General features: G+C 65.4%; 10 protein-coding genes. 3 read left to right on the forward strand and 7 right to left on the reverse strand.

What is annotated here, in order from left to right:
- Window positions 1–124: 124 nt before the first annotated feature.
- The 4 genes from ILT43_RS18345 to ILT43_RS18360 all read right to left on the reverse strand — a co-directional run bounded on the left by ILT43_RS18345 (window position 125) and on the right by ILT43_RS18360 (window position 8480).
- Window positions 125–2158, reverse strand: coding sequence for a hypothetical protein (locus ILT43_RS18345; RefSeq protein WP_204200442.1), 2034 nt, complete (start codon window positions 2156–2158; stop codon window positions 125–127).
- A 13-nt stretch (window positions 2159–2171) separates the two neighbouring features.
- On the reverse strand, window positions 2172–4754 hold the full coding sequence (locus ILT43_RS18350; RefSeq protein WP_204200443.1) for a TonB-dependent siderophore receptor: 2583 nt from the start codon (window positions 4752–4754) through the stop codon (window positions 2172–2174).
- Window positions 4755–4921: 167 nt separating this feature from the next.
- Window positions 4922–6277: a glycoside hydrolase family 27 protein gene (locus ILT43_RS18355; protein ID WP_204200444.1), complete on the reverse strand. Its 1356-nt coding sequence runs from the start codon at window positions 6275–6277 to the stop codon at window positions 4922–4924.
- A gap of 70 nt (window positions 6278–6347) precedes the next feature.
- The gene (locus tag ILT43_RS18360; RefSeq protein WP_204200445.1) at window positions 6348–8480 is read right to left on the reverse strand and encodes a TonB-dependent siderophore receptor; all 2133 of its coding nucleotides are present in this window, start codon (window positions 8478–8480) and stop codon (window positions 6348–6350) included.
- Between the two features lie 184 nt (window positions 8481–8664).
- Between ILT43_RS18360 and ILT43_RS18365 the strand changes: the two genes are divergently transcribed.
- Window positions 8665–9459, forward strand: coding sequence for an alpha/beta fold hydrolase (locus tag ILT43_RS18365; protein ID WP_204200446.1), 795 nt, complete (start codon window positions 8665–8667; stop codon window positions 9457–9459).
- A gap of 2 nt (window positions 9460–9461) precedes the next feature.
- Entirely contained in the window at window positions 9462–11096 is a 1635-nt protein-coding gene (locus ILT43_RS18370; RefSeq protein ID WP_204200447.1) for an ATP-binding protein, read from the forward strand.
- 33 nt (window positions 11097–11129) lie between these two features.
- Here the strand turns inward: ILT43_RS18370 and ILT43_RS18375 are convergent, their stop codons facing one another.
- Window positions 11130–11954, reverse strand: a complete 825-nt coding sequence (locus ILT43_RS18375; protein ID WP_204200448.1) for a sensor histidine kinase — start codon at window positions 11952–11954, stop codon at window positions 11130–11132.
- Between the two features lie 541 nt (window positions 11955–12495).
- On the opposite strand from ILT43_RS18375, the gene ILT43_RS18380 reads away from it, so the two are divergent.
- Complete coding sequence (locus ILT43_RS18380) at window positions 12496–13311, forward strand: porin family protein (RefSeq protein WP_204200449.1); 816 nt, start codon at window positions 12496–12498, stop codon at window positions 13309–13311.
- Window positions 13312–13441: 130 nt separating this feature from the next.
- Here ILT43_RS18380 and ILT43_RS18385 read toward each other — a convergent pair whose 3' ends face one another.
- The gene (locus ILT43_RS18385) at window positions 13442–14485 is read right to left on the reverse strand and encodes a ferritin-like domain-containing protein (protein ID WP_204200450.1); all 1044 of its coding nucleotides are present in this window, start codon (window positions 14483–14485) and stop codon (window positions 13442–13444) included.
- A gap of 17 nt (window positions 14486–14502) precedes the next feature.
- A complete protein-coding gene (locus ILT43_RS18390; protein WP_204200451.1) occupies window positions 14503–15546 on the reverse strand; it encodes a ferritin-like domain-containing protein in 1044 nt (347 codons plus the stop codon).
- Between the last annotated feature and the right edge of the window lie 34 nt (window positions 15547–15580).

Genomic DNA, 15580 nt, shown 5'->3' on the forward strand with positions numbered 1-15580 from the left:
TCGAGTGCCGGGGCAGGTCGTTGTCCTTGCCCGAACACGGCAGGTATTCAGCACGTCCGGAGTGATGAGCTTATAAGAATGAGGAGGGCAAGAAAGCCGGATCGAGCCTGAACGTCGATCCGGTCTACTTCGGCGGCTGCACGGCGAGGTACACGGTGCTCCACAATTGCGCCGCGTTGGACTCGTCCACGTCCTGCTTGCCGGCTCCGAATGCCACGACCTTATAGCGTCCCCCCTCGAATGCCCAAGACCAAAGCTCGGAACTCTGCGTCGCCCGCGTTGCCGAGATTGCGCGCCACAGCGTCGATTGCGCGCGCGTCAGCACCGATCGGGTCGACGCCGGCAAGTCGGGCCGAGCGAGTTGCCGCTCCAGGCCGGCGGCGAACAGCGCCTGCTGCCACGACCACACGACCGCACCGTGATAGGCGGCGGGGGTGAAGCGACCTTGCGTCGCCGCATCCGCCTGCGCGGAGTTCGCGACGAGCAGGCCGATGTCCGTCATCAGCCCGGCCGGGAAGGGGCGCATCGCCGTGCTGACGTAGGTATCCAAGTCGGCCGCCGATGGTTGCGCAAACAGCAGCGCGAAGCCTTCGTCGGAGTTGACGATCTTCACTGGCCGCCCTTGCTGATCGAGCGAGAGCGCGTGGAAGACGAGCGGCGAAGTACCCAGCGCGGCGACCGCCGGCTCGGCGGGAATGGCGAGGTTCTTCGCGTAACGGCGAACCGCCGGCACGGCGTCGGCGTTCGGAATCGTCACGCTGAATAGAGCCGGCGCATGCTCGCGCCAGACGCTCGCCATGCGCCCGGCGTCAGCTAGCAGCGCGCGGTCGGCAGGCATCAGATAGGGATCCAGCAGTCCTGCCTTCATCATCCGTGCTGCGGCATCCAATGCGGCGGGGACGAACACCGCGTTGACGTCATAGGCGTAACGGCCGCGGCCAAGTCCCTCTTCGCTGTCGCGCCACTGGCCTGTCAGGCGGCCCGGCTTCAGCGCGATCAGGTGCTCGACAGCGGGTGCGTCGGCGAAGGCGCGAGCATGCCGAGTGACGAAGCACAGATTGCGGACCAATGCCGCCCCGGTCGGTTCAGTCCTGCCCTGCACGCCTTCGCTGACCAGCGGCGCGCGAAGGAAGCGGCGTGCGGCGGCCCGGTCGGCATGATCGAGCAGGTAGCTGCCGGCGACGGGGGCCAGCATGTAGTCGTCGTCGATCATCGCGTAATCGAGCACGGCGGCGTCGCCGCTGCCCTTGTGCTGACGACGGTCGACGACGGCGAATTCGCCGATGCCCTCTTCGTGCGCGACATCGCCGCTCGCATCGAGGCGCGCGAGCACGGAGCCCAGCCCCGCCTCGATCGCGCGCGGCTGCAGGACGGGCATCAACAGTCGCAGCGACATCAGCGTGTCGCGGCCGAAATAGGTCTGGAACCGCCACGAACCGGCGAGGAACTTCTCGCGGTAGCTGAGGAAGCGCAACGCGTTGCGGGCGGTACTGTCGTTCGCGGCACGGGCGTTGAGCAAATCGGCCTGCGCGAGGCCGGTCAGCGGTGTCTCGCCGCTCGATGCGGTGATCTCCAGCCGGATCGGTGCGCCGCCGTTCGCGACGATGCGCGATCCCTGCACGCGGCCGGCGAGCACGCGCAGTTGCAGCAGATAGCCCGGCTTGCCGTCGAGCCGTGGCCGGCTCCAGCGGATCGTGTCGCCCGCGAGAACCGGGGTAGACGAGACGTCCGGCGGGAAGCGTCCGATCGCCTGATAGTCGCGCAGGAAGCGGACGCTGGACATCACCGCCTGCTTGATGCGCAGTTCCGGCGCGGCGAGGCTCGCGATGGTAACGACCGCTGGCTGGGGGCCAGCGATACCCGGCGCGGTGGTCGGGTGGGGAGGCTGTTCCAGCCGCCACGTCGCCGGCTTCGCCAGCGGCTCGAACCACAGGCCGACGCCGCTATTTCCCGCAGGAAACGCCACGAGAATGCGAGGGTCCGTACCGTTGCGCAGCAACAGGTGCGCCGCGACGCGGCCGTCGCGAACGAAAGCGTTGAGGTTCTGACCCTCCGTCACCTGATAGGCGAGTTCGGGTTTCGCCTGGGCGATCACCGGCCACGGTGCAACGAGTGCCGTGCCGGCCGCCATCATCATCGCGCTGCATATCGTCTTCATCGCCTGCGCCCCGTCAGAAGCGGAACGTCACCGATCCGCCGTAGGTCGGTCCGACGATCCCGCGCGCGTAGAAATAGCCGTCGGTGATCGCCTGTGTCTGGCCCTGTCGCGGATTGCCCTCGGTCAGGCCGACGACGTCGAAGATGTTCTCCGCGTTGAAGCTGACCTGCAATTGCTGCGTGACGTTCAGGTTCACGCCGACGCTGGTCACGCCGTAGCTGGGCAGCGCGACGCCGTTGCCGGCATCCGCGAAGATCTTGCCGACATATTTGTAGCGGCCATAGATGTCGCCGAGGCCGTTCGGCAGCTGGATCGCAGGCGTCACCGTCCACAGGCGCGCCGGCGTGCGTTCCGGTCGATTGCCTTCGAACCCGGATTGCGTCGCGCCGTCGATCTGGAGGTTCTCCAGCTTCGGGTCCTGGAACACGCCCTGGAAATCGACCGAGAACCAGCGCACCGGTCTAACCACGACATCGACCTCGACCCCCTTGGTGCGCAGATCGGCGTTGATGTTCTGTTGCTGCGTCGGGTTCGCAGGGTTGGCGAAATTGTAGCTCTGGTTGTTGAAGTTGGTGCGGAACACCGTCACCGAACCGCTGAACAGGCGCCCATATTGGTAACGGACGCCGGCCTCGTAGAGTTCGATCGTCGTGATCGGGTCGATGTTGTTGGTCTGGAACCCGTCGGCATAGCGCGCGTAGACCGCGAAGCCGGGCGTAATCAGATAGTTGGCGCCGACCGTCCAGGAGATCTTGTCCTGCGTCAGCTTGCCGTCCGCACCGGTACGGCCGGCGTTGGTGGGCGAGAAGGTGCCGTTGAAGGTCGAGCCGACGTTGCGCACGACGCCGCCGACGCTCGGCTGCACCGCCTGGTTGACCGCCGCGCTGTTGCCGTCGAACGCGGTCGCCGTATCGCTCTCCCAGCGAATGCCGCCGTCGATGCGCAGGTCGCCGAACGCGATTTCGTCGTTGGCATAGAGCGAATAGCTCTCATCCTTGCGCTGGCGGATGCCGTTGCCCCAGTCGCCATAGGACACGAGGCCGCTATCGGTCAGCGACCCGACGACTCCATTGCCCGCGTCGAGCGCGACGATGTCGTAGATGTCGCTGTTGTTCTTCACGTCGTTGACGACGCTGGCGGTGGCCGACTGGTCCTGGTTGCGGCGCACGTTGTAGTACATGCCGCCGACGGTCAGCGAGTTCTTGATCGAACCGGTGCCGACTTCCCACCGCGTGCCGACGTTGATGCCGAGATCGCGGCCGTCGACATAATCGTGGTTGAGCGTCGTGCGTTGCAGGAATCCGTTGCCGTTCAGCGCGTTCAGCGCCGCGGTCTGGTTCGAGCCGATGACTTCGCCGGTGCGGATGTTGCGGATGCCGAACCGCTGGGCGGTCGGATAGGCGGCGAAGCCGGCGCGGAGCAGGTCGATGACCGGCGATACCGCCGGGTCCGGCGTCAGGTAGTTGACGGCGCTGGCGAGACCCGCGTTGCCGGTGCCCGAGCCGGGGAACAGGCCGTTGAAGTCGTAGCTATAGTCCATGTAGCGGCCGCGCCCGAAGATGCTGAGCGTGTCCGAAAGCGGAACGTCGATGTCCAGTCGCGCCTGGTTCGACAGCGACCGGATACCGTCCTTGTAGCGGAACTGCCGGAAACCGTCGGGGTCGACCGCGGTCGATACCGGCACCTGGATCGACCGGAAGGCATCGCCGCCGATATTGTCGCGCTGGATGTTGAAGCCGGGGATGCTCGCGGGATCGCCATCATCGAAGCGGTACGGGGCGGAGGCGTAATAGGCGGTTTCCATGTCGCCGCGCCGTCCGGACAGGCGAATGGAACCGCCGCTCGGCAGGCGATATTCCAGCGATCCCTTGATCCGGTAGCCGGCATAATCGAACGGGTTCTTGCGGACGCCGGGGCTGCTCTGGACATAGCCGCCGAAGTTGAAGGCGAGATTCTCCGCCAGCGGCGCGGAATAGTAGAAGTCCGCGCGCTTCAGACCGTAGCTGTAGCCGGTCAGCCGCATCGCGCCCTCGAACTCCTTGAAATTCGGACGCTTGGAGATGAAGTTGATCGTCGCGCCGGCACCGTTGACGGTCAGCACGCCGGACGAGCCACCCTTCACCGCTTCCAGACGGTCGATCGTCAGATCCTGCTGGAAGAAGAAGTCGGCACCGCCGCCGCCGTAGAGGATCGGCATGCCGTCCTCTTCGAGCTGGACGAAGCGCTGGCCACCGCCCTGAAGGCCGCGGACCGAATAGTTGTTCGACGCCTCGCCCGCCGTCGCCTCGACGAAGATGCCGGGAACGAGTTCGAGCATGTCGGCGGTCGAGCGGGGCGCGCGGCGATCGATGTCCTCGCGCGTCGCATAGGTGATGTCGGCGGAGGCGGAGATCAGCGGCCGATCGCGCGAGGTCTGGCCGGTGACGACGATATCCTGAAGGTCGTCGTTACTCTCGCCCGAGGGTGCGGCGTCGGGCGTGGTCGCCTGCGTCGTGGGCTGATCGCCGGGCACGGTCTGCGCGACAAGGGTGGTGGGGAGCAGGGTGGCCCCCGCCAGCAATACGGCGCGCGGACCGAAGCGGTTGAAGGCGGACATGCTGCTCTCCCGTGGTGGTTCTGGGCCACTCTGCGGCGGCTGCCACCGGGCTAGACCTGCGTCCCGTCCCCTGCAATGCGCTGATTTGCACCCATCCGAGAATAGGCTTTTACTGTGGCGAGCGAGCCACAGAATGGTTAACGGGCCTCTCGGTTACGCGGTCGAGCCTAGCTCAGGCGTAGTAGTTCCGCACCATGCGCGGCAACCGTGCGCGCGACGCGGCCGGTCGCCTGGCCTGCATCACGGCCCGTCCAGAGATCGCGCACCGACACCGGACGCGACAGGCCGAGCCAGCGCAGGTCGATGCCGACTTCCTTCGGTTTGTCGCTGGTGTTGAACAGCGCGAGGTAGCGATCCTGCGACCCCTCCGGCCGCGCGGACCAGATGCGCGTGCCATCCTCCACGAAGTGCGGCTGGTTGTCGGTGGACGACTGGTTCACCGCCAGCACCTCGCGGTTGGTCAACAAGGCAAGCGTCGGCGCGTCGAGGTGGCGCAGGTCGCCGCCCATGATGAGCGGCGAGCGCGCGATCGACCACAGGGTCATCAGCGTACGCTGTTCGTCCGGCGTGAACTTCGTGTTGCGCTGGCCGAGCGCGAGGCGACCAAGGGGCAGCATGTCGGCGTCGGGCCACGCACCGGGGCGGCGCCACTGGTTCCAGTTCTCCAGCCGGGTGAACTGCGTCTCCAGCATCCACCACTCGTCCCAGAAGTCGTCCGAGATGCGCCACATCTGCGCGTGTTCGCGGACGTGCCCTCCGCGGGCCACCGGCGTCTCGCCGGGCGACAGGCTGAGCATCATCGGCCGGCGGCTGTTGACGATCGCCTGATGCGCGCCCTCGATCTCCGGCGCATGCGCGTCGTAGGGGCGGCTCATGTCGTCCATCTTCACGAAGTCGACGCCCCACGACGCATACAGCGCAAAGACGCTGTCGTAATAAGCCTGAGCGCCCGGTTTACGCATGTCGACGCCATACATATCCGGATTCCACGGACAGACGCTGGACGTATCGGCGATGTCGGCGGCGCGGTATTTGGTGCCGAGCACAGGCAAGTTGCGCTTCACCGCCAGCCGGGGGATGCCGCGCATCAGGTGGATGCCGAACTTCATGCCCATCGCGTGGACGTCGGCCGCCAGGTTCGTGAAGCCGGAGCCGTCCGCGCTCGACGGAAAGCGGTTTGGGGCAGGGAGCAGACGGCCATAGCCGTCCATCGCCGGCACCGGTTCGGCGTTATACTGGTAGCTGGATGCTTTCGGCTCGTACCATTGAATGTCGACGGTGAAGATGTCGTAGCCGAACGGCAGCAGCTTCGCGCGCATGATCGCGGCGGTTTCGCGCGCCTGCGCCTCGGTGATCGTCGTGGCGAAGCTGTTCCAGCTGTTCCAGCCCATCGGGGGTCTTGGGGCGAGCAGGGCAGGGGACTGTTGCGGCGACCCCGCCGCCCCGACCTTGGACGCGGCGATCAGCGATCCGGTCAGTGCGGCGCCGGCGAGTGCCTGCCGCCTGTTGATTGCCGAAGTCATCCGCGTCTCTCCTGCCCTGTTCCCCCCTATCAGTGACCGATCTCCTCTTGTCGGACAAGTGGCAGCAGCATCAGTAACGGACGCTGATCGTTCCGAGCGCCGTGCGCGGCGCGCCGTAGAAGCTCTGGTCGTACGTCAAGCCAGTGATATACCGGCTGTTCGTGACGTTCCGCAGATTGGCGCTGAGCGAAACATTTTCGGTCAGGCGGAAGCTGGCGAGCAGGTCGAGCAACGCGTAGCTGCCCTGCGTGATCCGCGCCCGTACCTGCGTGGCGGTCGTTGCCTCGTAGTAGATGCGACTCTGATACTGGAACGATGCACCCAGTTTCAGGCGGTCGAGCGACGGCGGGGCGTAGCTGACGCTGAGCCGGCCGGTGTTACGCGGCACGAAGGTACGGACCGGACCGCCATCCTCTCCATCGACGCGCATCAGGGTGTAGCCGCCGGTGATCTGGAGGCCGGGGGCGATTTGTCCGCCCACATCGAGTTCGATACCCTGCGACCGGGCATCGACACCGGTATAGTAGCTGCGCCCGGCGGCGAAGCCGGCATAGGCGGCGGTATTGTCCTGCCGTGTCTGGAAGATCGCTGCGGTGGCGTTCATCCGGCCGCCGAACCACGCGCCCTTGATGCCGAGTTCGAGGTTGTTGCCCTTGATCGGCGACAGCACGCGATTGTCGACGTCCACGTCCGTCTGCGGATTGAAGATCGTCGCGAAGCTTGCGTAAGCCGTCAGGTTCGGCGTCAGGTCGAGCGTGGTACCGACGAACGGCAGAAAGCGCGTGTTGTCGAAATTGACCGGAACTTCATAGGACACGCCGCTGCTTTCCGCATGCGTCAGGTTGCCGCCGACCATCAGCTTTAAGGGATCGGCCAGACTGAACCGCACAAGCCCGTAGGCCGTTTCGCGCCGTGTGTGCCGGTCGAGGCTGAGGGCATAAGTCTCGGGAAAGTCCGGCCGGACCGCACCGCCTGCCAACGCCACATCGAGGTTGATCGGCTGGTCGACCGCGCCGTAGCTGGAATACTGCCGGTACTGCTGCGCGCTGCGATTCACGCCGATCATCACGTCGTGCTGACGGCCGAACAGCGACACCGGGCCGGTGGCATAGGCCTCCAGCGTCAGATTGCGGGTCGGGGCCTTGAATGCGCCAGGATATGTGAAGAGGCCATCACCGGTCGCGCGATCCGGGTTGCCTGAGAGGTAGAATAGCGTGTTGTCCTCGTCGGTCGCGCGACGGATCGCACTGGCGCGGGCGACCCAGCCATTGTCGAACTTGTGCGTGACATCGCCGAAGATCTGGCGATCGATGACGCCCCAGCTCGACCATTCCGGTGCGGTGCTGCCGGACCGATCGAATTCGGTGCGCGTGCCGTCGGTATAGAGCAGCGGCACCGCACCCCAGAGCGCGCCCCGGCTCTTGTGGTCCTGATGCCCGTAGCCGCCGCTGATCGTGGTGCTCGCCCCCAGATCGGCCTCGACGATGCCGTAGCCGGTCCAGCGACGGATGTGATTGCGGTCGAGATTGGTGTCGGCATCGTAATAGACGCCGACGGCGCGTGCCCGGATGCTGCCGTCGCGGTTCAGCGGTACGCTGACATCGCCCTCCAGACGAAGGTTGTCGTAGGAGCCGTATTGCGCGCTGGCGCTGGCATGCAGATCGCGCGTCGGCCGCTTGCGGATGAAGTTGATGACCGCCGAGGGGTTTCCGGTGGACGACAGCAGGCCGGGGGCACCACGCACGACCTCGATATGATCGTAGATCGCCGTGTCGATCGATCCGGTCTGAATGCCGAACGCGAAGGGCACGCCGATGCCGTCGATCTGGAACGTCTGAATGTCGAAGCCGCGCGCCGAATAATTGACGCGGTCCGTATCGGAGAACTGGATCGTGACGCCAGGGACCGTGGCGAGCAACGCGTTCACGTCGTTGAGCTGGAAATCTTGGATCTGGGCTCGGGTCACGACGCTGATCGACTGTGGCGTTTCGCGCAGGCTGAGCGGCATGCGCGTCGCGGTGGTCTGACCGTCGATCGTATAGTCGTCGCTGCCTGCGGTCTGGGCGCCCGTCACAACGATGTCATCGCCCGACGTCGGTTCGCTCGCCCGTTGTCCCTCGTTGCTGCGCTGCGGTTCCGCAGCGGCAACGGGGGTGGTCGAAGCTGCCGCGGCCGTCGCCAGCAGCGCCAAGATCGCTGTCATTTCTCTGATACTCCCTGAACGCGGAGGGCCTTTGCGGCCGATCTATCGTTATTGCAAGTCATTATCGATGGTTGCGGCATTCGCTGAATGACGAGCGGCGTGATCCTGTGGTGCCGCGGCGGTCATTGGGTTTGCAAAGCGAGATCAGCGCGTTAAGCTCTGGCCGGGAAACAGGGGATCAAGGTTGGACGCGCTTCGCCGAAACAATGTTCAAATTGCAGGAAGCGGAACGAAAACGATTGTATTTTCGCACGGTTTTGGATGTGATCAAAGCGCATGGTATGATATCGTCCCGCGCTTCGCGAATGAATACAGGACGATATCTTTCGACCATGTTGGGTCGGGCGGCTCTGACCTATCCGCGTATGATCCTGCCAAATACGATAGCCTGCATGGCTATGCACAAGATGTCATAGAATTGTTCGATGCCTTGAATCTGGAGAGCGCGACGTTCGTCGGGCATTCGGTCGGGGCGATGATCGGGCTATTGGCGGCGATTCAGCGTCCGCAATGCTTGTCTTCGTTGATCATGCTGTGTCCGTCACCATATTATGTGGACGAACCCGGCTATGTCGGCGGGTTTACGCCGACTGATCTCGAAGAGTTGTTGGAGGTAGTCGACAGCAACTTCCTTGGCTGGTCCCGCGCGACCGCACCGATCATCATGGGCAATCCCGAGCGGCCCGAACTGGGTCAGGCGCTGGGCGCGAGCTTTTGTCGCACCGATCCCGCCATCGCCAAACGCTTCGCGCGCGTCACCTTCCTGTCCGATCATCGCGCCGATCTGCCGCTATGTGGGACGCGCAGCCTGGTGATGCAGACGCGGGCGGACATGATCGCGCCCGAAGAGGTTGGCGCGTACATTGTCGGGCGGATGCCGAACGCCGAACTGGCGTTGATGGACGCGACCGGCCATTGCCCGCATATGAGCGCGCCGGCGGAGACGATCGCCACTATCGAACGTTTTCTGGAGCGTTAGCGGTGCCGCCGGGCGAACCACCGCCGGACACCCTGCCGCCCGAGGAGACTCTGGCGGAACTCTATGACGACGCGCCGTGTGCGTATCTGACGATTGATGGCGACGGCCGCATCATCCGGGCGAACAACACGGCAATCGGCTGGATCGGTATCGCGCGCGAGGCGCTGATCGGGTTGTCGCTGCGGACGATCATGACGCCGGCGGCGCGCATCTTCTTCGAAACGCATGTCGCGCCGCTGCTGGCGACCGAGGGTCTGGCGCAGCAGGTGGCCATCGACCTGAAATGCTCCGACGGGCATCGCATGCCGGTTCTCAGCGACTGGCGCAGCGTGGTGCGGGATGGACGCACGATCGGTATCCGCGCGATGTTCGTGGATGCCACGGATCGGCGGGCCTATGAACGCGATCTGCTCGCCGCGCGCGAACGGGCCGAGGAGACGGCGGCAAGGCTGACCGCAAGCGAGGCGGAACTGCGCGAACTGAACGAGACGCTGGAGCGGCGTGTCGCGGAACGCACCGCCGATCTGGAACGCGCTCACGAACAATTGCGCCAAAGCCAAAAGTTGGAGGCGATGGGTAGCCTGACTGGCGGCGTCGCCCATGATTTCAACAATCTGCTGACGCCGATCCTCGGCTTGCTCGATACGCTGCAGCGTCACCACATCAGCGACAATCGCGAGCGGCAGGCGATCGCGGGTGCGCTCGCATCGGCGGAGCGCGCGAAGACGCTGGTGCAGCGCCTGCTGGCCTTCGCGCGGCGACAACCGTTGCAGGCGCGGGCGATCGATGTCGGCGACCTCGTCGGTGGTATGGCTGAATTGGTGGCCAGTACCTCCGGCCCGCGTATTCAGGTGCTGGTCGAGCGCGATCCGGCGCTGCCCCATGCTCTGGCGGATGCGAACCAGATCGAGATGGCGGTACTGAATTTGGCGGTGAACGCACGCGATGCGATGCCGGCCGGGGGTACGCTGACGCTGGGGGTGTATGCCGAGGAGTCCGGCAGCGGCATGATCCGGCTGGTGGTGGCGGACACCGGCATGGGCATGGACCGCATGACGCTGGAACGGGCGGTGGAGCCGTTTTTTTCGACGAAGGGAATTGGCAAGGGGACCGGGCTGGGGCTTTCGATGGTCCACGGGCTGGCGGCGCAATTGGGCGGGAACCTGACGCTGCACAGCGAGCCGGGCAGGGGGACGACAGTGGAGCTGCGCCTGCCGGCCGTCGATCGCCCGACGCCCGTGCTGCCGGCGGCGTCGGAGGCCGCGGTACGGTGCGGCGCACCCGGCAGCGCGTTGCTGGTGGACGACGAGAAGCTGGTCCGGTTCGCGACCGCGTTCATGCTGAAGGATCTGGGCTTCACGGTGGTCGAGGCGGACTCGGCGGAGGCAGCGATCCGGATGCTGGAGGACGGATTGCGGCCGAACATCGTCGTCAGCGATCACCTGATGCCCGGGATGAGCGGGACCGAACTGGCGTTCAAGGTCCAGGAATGGCTGGGCATTCCGACGCTGATCGTGTCCGGTTACGCCGATGTCGAAGGGGTAGCGGCGGGGTTGCCGCGGCTGAGCAAGCCGTTCCGGCGGAAGCATCTGGCGGAGGCGCTGGAGCGGATGAGCGGGATCAATCTCGCCGCCTGACCCCCAGTGCTGGCGCTAACCGCCCTCCTGGCGCTACCCTGAGTGCGGGCGGTCCAGCGTCAGTGTGCAGCAGGTGCCGCCGTTGCCATGAGAGATGGCGATGCGGGCGGAGATCACCTCCGCCAGCGACTGCATCAGATCGCCGCCGTGCCCCGCCATGTCGGTCGCGGCATCGCGCCCGCCATCGTCCTGGACGACGACCTCGATCGTGGAGGTGGTGGCTGTGACCTTCACGCCGATCAGGCCGCCACCGTCGTCGAACGCATGTTTGAGCGCGTTCGTAACCCATTCGTTGACGATGATGCCGATGACGATCGCCGACTGGACGGGAACGTCGATCGGGTCGACGCGACAGATCACCTCGACGTGATCGGGGGCCGCGCCCGTCCGCAACAGCGACGCGATCCGGCAGATATGGCCGCCGAGGTCGATGACCTGCGGCGTGGCCATCCGGCTCGACAGGTCCTGATAGACCGAGGCGATCGTTTCCAGCCGCGACGCCGCCTTGTCGAGTTCGTGCGCAAGATCCGGATTGCCGGTCGACTGATGCGCGAGCAGGCCGGCCGCAATCTGGAAGTTGTTCTTCGTGCGGTGGTCCATTTCGTCGATGAACAGCGACAGCGTCTGCACGCGCCGCTCGCATTGCGACCGGACCAGCGCCGCGGCGCTGCGGTAGGCGGCGGTCGCCCAGATCGACCCGGCGAGCGCCGCCGTCGATAACAGGATGTTGGCAAGGTCGGTGGTGATGCCGCCGTGCACGGAGACCCAATTGGGAAAGACGTAGCGGATCGTCAGCAACTGGCAGCAGACCGCAGCGATCGTTCCGGCACGTCCGCCGGCCACCAGTGTCGCTATCATGACCGCGGGAAAGGTCAGTACGAACGGCGCGACACCGCCAACGACTAACTCAATCCCGAGACGCGCGAGAACCGTACTGGCGGCCGCAAGGAAGGCGACGAGGCAGTCGAACGCAAACCGTTCCGACTCCGTCCTCGATTTGACGAACTGCGCCGTCATCCATGCAGGCGGTGTTCTCGCGATGTTCGACACAGACTGTCCTTGTTCGAAGCGCGTCCAACGTATCGACCAGCGATATGGCTCCACCAAAACCTTGTCCTGTCAACTATCAATGTCGGAAAACTATATCTAGCGAAGTATTTACCTTCATTTATCAGTGCTCACGGCTCAACTACCCGGGCCGTTACTCGCCAGCGGGGATCGCGACATCAGATGATGATCTCGGATCATTGCGCCCGTAGGTGTTGCCGCACTGCAACAGGTCCCGATCTATCGATTGCAACCGATGGACCTATTCCCGCCGATCCCGGTTCTTGCCCTCGACGCGACAGTCTGGGAAAAAAATTCTATGCGCTTTCAAGTAGTTCTAGCCGCAGCCTCGATGGCGTTCATGGCCTCTGCTCCTGCCGCCGCGCAGGAGACGACCGAGGACCAGCCGTTTTCGGGCCTCTACGTCGGCGCCGCCGGCGGCTACGACGTGCAGGGCAATGATCGTGGATCGCAGATCCAGTTTGACCGCAATCTCGACGGCCGCTTCGGCGATCAGGTCCTAACAGGCACCGGCGCGAACGCCTTCGGTCCGGGCTTCTGCAACGGTGCGGCCCGGTCGCAGCTGTCGCCGGCGAATGGCGGCGGCTGTTACAAGGACAAGGACGGCTGGGCCTATTATGGTCGCGTCGGTCTGGACGCACAGCGCGGCAACATCGTGGTCGGTGTGGTCGGCGAGTTCGGCAAGACCGAGATCACCGATGCGGTGACCGGGTTCTCCAGCACGCCCGCCAGCTATGTGATGTATCGCAACGTCGATTGGGAAGCGTCGGTCCGTGGCCGCGCCGGTTACGCGGTCGACACCACGCTGTTCTACGGCACGTTCGGTGCGGGCTATGCGAAGATCGACCGTCGCTTCGCTTCGACCAACACCACGAACACCTTCACCGGCAGCGGCGACCGCAACCAGTTCGGTATCCTTGGCGGCGGCGGCATCGAGCAGAAGATCGGTCGCAACTTCTCGATCGGGATGGAATATATGTTCCACCAGTATCAGGATAACGACTACCGCGTTCGTGTGACCGGTGCCGCCGGCACGCCGTTCACCAATGGCACCAATGGTGGCACGACGAGCGGTACCGACTTCCGCCGCGGCGACGACAATTTTCGCTGGCACAGCCTGCGCGCGACGGCAGCGTTCCGCTTCTGACGTTACGCTGTGCTTGAAGGAGGGGCCGGGTCACGCGAGTGGCCCGGCCCCTTTTTTCGTGGCTTCGATGCGAGGCGCAAAAAACCCGGCTTCCGCGAGGAAGCCGGGTCTCTTTTTTCAGGGTAGCGCGTCAGGGATTGGCGACCGTGGTCCTGATGTTGCCGTTGACCCCCTCTGGAAAGAAGCCGCCGCGCTGCGTGCCGACGGCGGCATTCAGGAACACGACGTTCAACACCTGATTGGCCGTCCGGCCCAGCACCAGCCCGTTGGCGTCGGTGGGGACGAGGTTGGCCTCGCTCGCTGTACCGATGCCCTGGTCGGTGTCGGTCGAGCCGTCGAGCGCGTCGCGCGAGTCCGAGATGCGCTGGATGCGGTCGAAGATCGAGGTCGCCGGTGCGGACAGACCCAGCGCATACAGCGACGAGCGGATGACGCCGTCGTGATAGGCCTCGGTCGCCAGGATGCCCGCCGATGCGTCGAGATACGTCTTGTTCGTGATCAGGCGCGCCGACCCGCGATAGGCGGTGACGCCGACATCCGTCAGCAGGTACGATCCAATCAGGAAGTTGATGTCGTTCGCGAATGGGTCGAAGATCTCGTTCGCACCGATCACCCCGGCCGCGCGTGCGGCAGCGGTGAACGCGCCCGGTACCGTCGCGCCTCCGGGCGTAACGACCGCTGCGCTGCCCGACAGGTTGATGCTCGGCTGCGCCACCGCCGCCGATCCCAGCTGGGTGCGGAGGAAGGTGATGTGCGCCAGCTCGTCATACGCGATCTCACGCGCATACTGCGCGATCACCGGGTCGGAAAAGTTGACGGCGCGCGCCGCTCCGTCGCCGGAGCCGGTGATGACGCCGCTCTGGAAGCCGGTGCCGGTTCGCAGATTGGCGGGGATGCCGGCGCCCGTCACCGCGTACGAATAGTAGTTGCCCTCCAGATATTCGAGCTGGAGCGCGAAGTTGAGGATGTCGGCGTCGGTCACCGGGGCCTGCGTCGGCGCGGGGGTCGGCGTGACGACCGGGTCCGGCGTGTCGTCATCGCCGCAAGCCGACAGCAGCGACAGGCCGCCGGTCATTGCCGCCGCGCCACCGCACATGCGGATGAAGTTGCGGCGCGCCATGCGCTGATGTTCCGCCTTTTCGATCGTGGCGAGGAAATCGATCTTGTCGTTCATGATGGTGACTCCCCTGCTCACTTGGCGGCGCTGACGCGGATGCCGCCATTGACCCCGGCGGGGAAGAACCCGCCCAGTTCCGCGGCCGCGTTCGCGGTGTTGAGGTAGACGATGTTCAGGACCTGCTGCGCCGTCCGGCCGAACGCGATCCCGTTCGGATCGGTCGGCACGAAGTTGGAGCCGGTGCCGGTCGACGTGCCAGCCTCCGTCGTCACCGGCGTCGGCCGTGGCGCGACGCCCTGATCGTCGTCGGCATAGGTTTGCGGCGGGCCGGCCTGATCGGTCGAGCCGTCGACCGCGTCGCGTGCGTCGGAGATCTGCTCCGTCGCGGTCACCAGCGCCGGGATCGCCTGGCCGCGGCGATAGAGCGCGCCGCGGATGATCCCTGCGTGGAACGCCTCGGCGGCGAGGATGCCGGCCGCGGCGTCGAGGAAGGTGTTGTTGGTCAGGAGCGACGAGGAACCCTTGTAAGCGGTGACCCCGACATCCTCGAACAGATACGCGCCGAGCAGGAAGTTGTCGGGCGAGGCGTAGGGATCGAACACGCCGTTGGTCAGCGTGACGCCCGCCGCCGCCGCCGCCGCGGTGAACGGGCCGTCAGCGTCGCCGGCGATGTTGATCGTGGGCTGCGCGACCGCCGCGGAGCCAAGCGCCGTGCGCAGGAAGCTGACATGCGCCCGTTCGTCGGCGGCGATCTCGCGCGCATATTGCTGGATGAGCGGTTCGCCGCTGAAGTCCACCGCGCGCGCCGGGTTGGTCGTGCCGGTGATGACGCTGCCTCGGGCACCCTGCGACGTGGATCCGCCGAGCAGGTCGTCCGGAAGTCCCGATCCGCTGAAGGCGTAGCTGTAGAACTGCGCTTCCAGATATTCGAGGTTGAGCGCGAAATTCAGGATGTCGGCGTCGAGGTTCGCGGTCTGCGCCTTCGCCGTCGACGTAAACGCCACCGCGCTGGCGCCGATCGCCGCCGCACCGATCGCGGCCCTGAAGAATTCGCGGCGCTCGCCCCGTCGCTGCACGCGGCGGTCCAGAACCCCGATCAATTGTGAATCATCCGACATGCGGCATCCCCTTTTGAGAGCATTGCGCCAGACG

It is taken from the genome of Sphingomonas longa (genome assembly GCF_016892685.1).
In the GTDB taxonomy this organism is placed as follows: Bacteria; Pseudomonadota; Alphaproteobacteria; order Sphingomonadales; family Sphingomonadaceae; genus Sphingomonas; species Sphingomonas longa.

What these genes read in the sequence shown, in the direction of transcription:
- ILT43_RS18345 (WP_204200442.1), bottom strand. Translation starts at nt 2,158, where the DNA reads ATGAAGACGATATGCAGCGCGATGATGATGGCGGCCGGCACGGCACTC.
- ILT43_RS18350 (WP_204200443.1), bottom strand. Translation starts at nt 4,754, where the DNA reads ATGTCCGCCTTCAACCGCTTCGGTCCGCGCGCCGTATTGCTGGCGGGG.
- ILT43_RS18355 (WP_204200444.1), bottom strand. Translation starts at nt 6,277, where the DNA reads ATGACTTCGGCAATCAACAGGCGGCAGGCACTCGCCGGCGCCGCACTG.
- ILT43_RS18360 (WP_204200445.1), bottom strand. Translation starts at nt 8,480, where the DNA reads ATGACAGCGATCTTGGCGCTGCTGGCGACGGCCGCGGCAGCTTCGACC.
- ILT43_RS18375 (WP_204200448.1), bottom strand. Translation starts at nt 11,954, where the DNA reads ATGATAGCGACACTGGTGGCCGGCGGACGTGCCGGAACGATCGCTGCG.
- ILT43_RS18380 (WP_204200449.1), top strand. Translation starts at nt 12,496, where the DNA reads ATGGCGTTCATGGCCTCTGCTCCTGCCGCCGCGCAGGAGACGACCGAG.
- ILT43_RS18385 (WP_204200450.1), bottom strand. Translation starts at nt 14,485, where the DNA reads ATGAACGACAAGATCGATTTCCTCGCCACGATCGAAAAGGCGGAACAT.
- ILT43_RS18390 (WP_204200451.1), bottom strand. Translation starts at nt 15,546, where the DNA reads ATGTCGGATGATTCACAATTGATCGGGGTTCTGGACCGCCGCGTGCAG.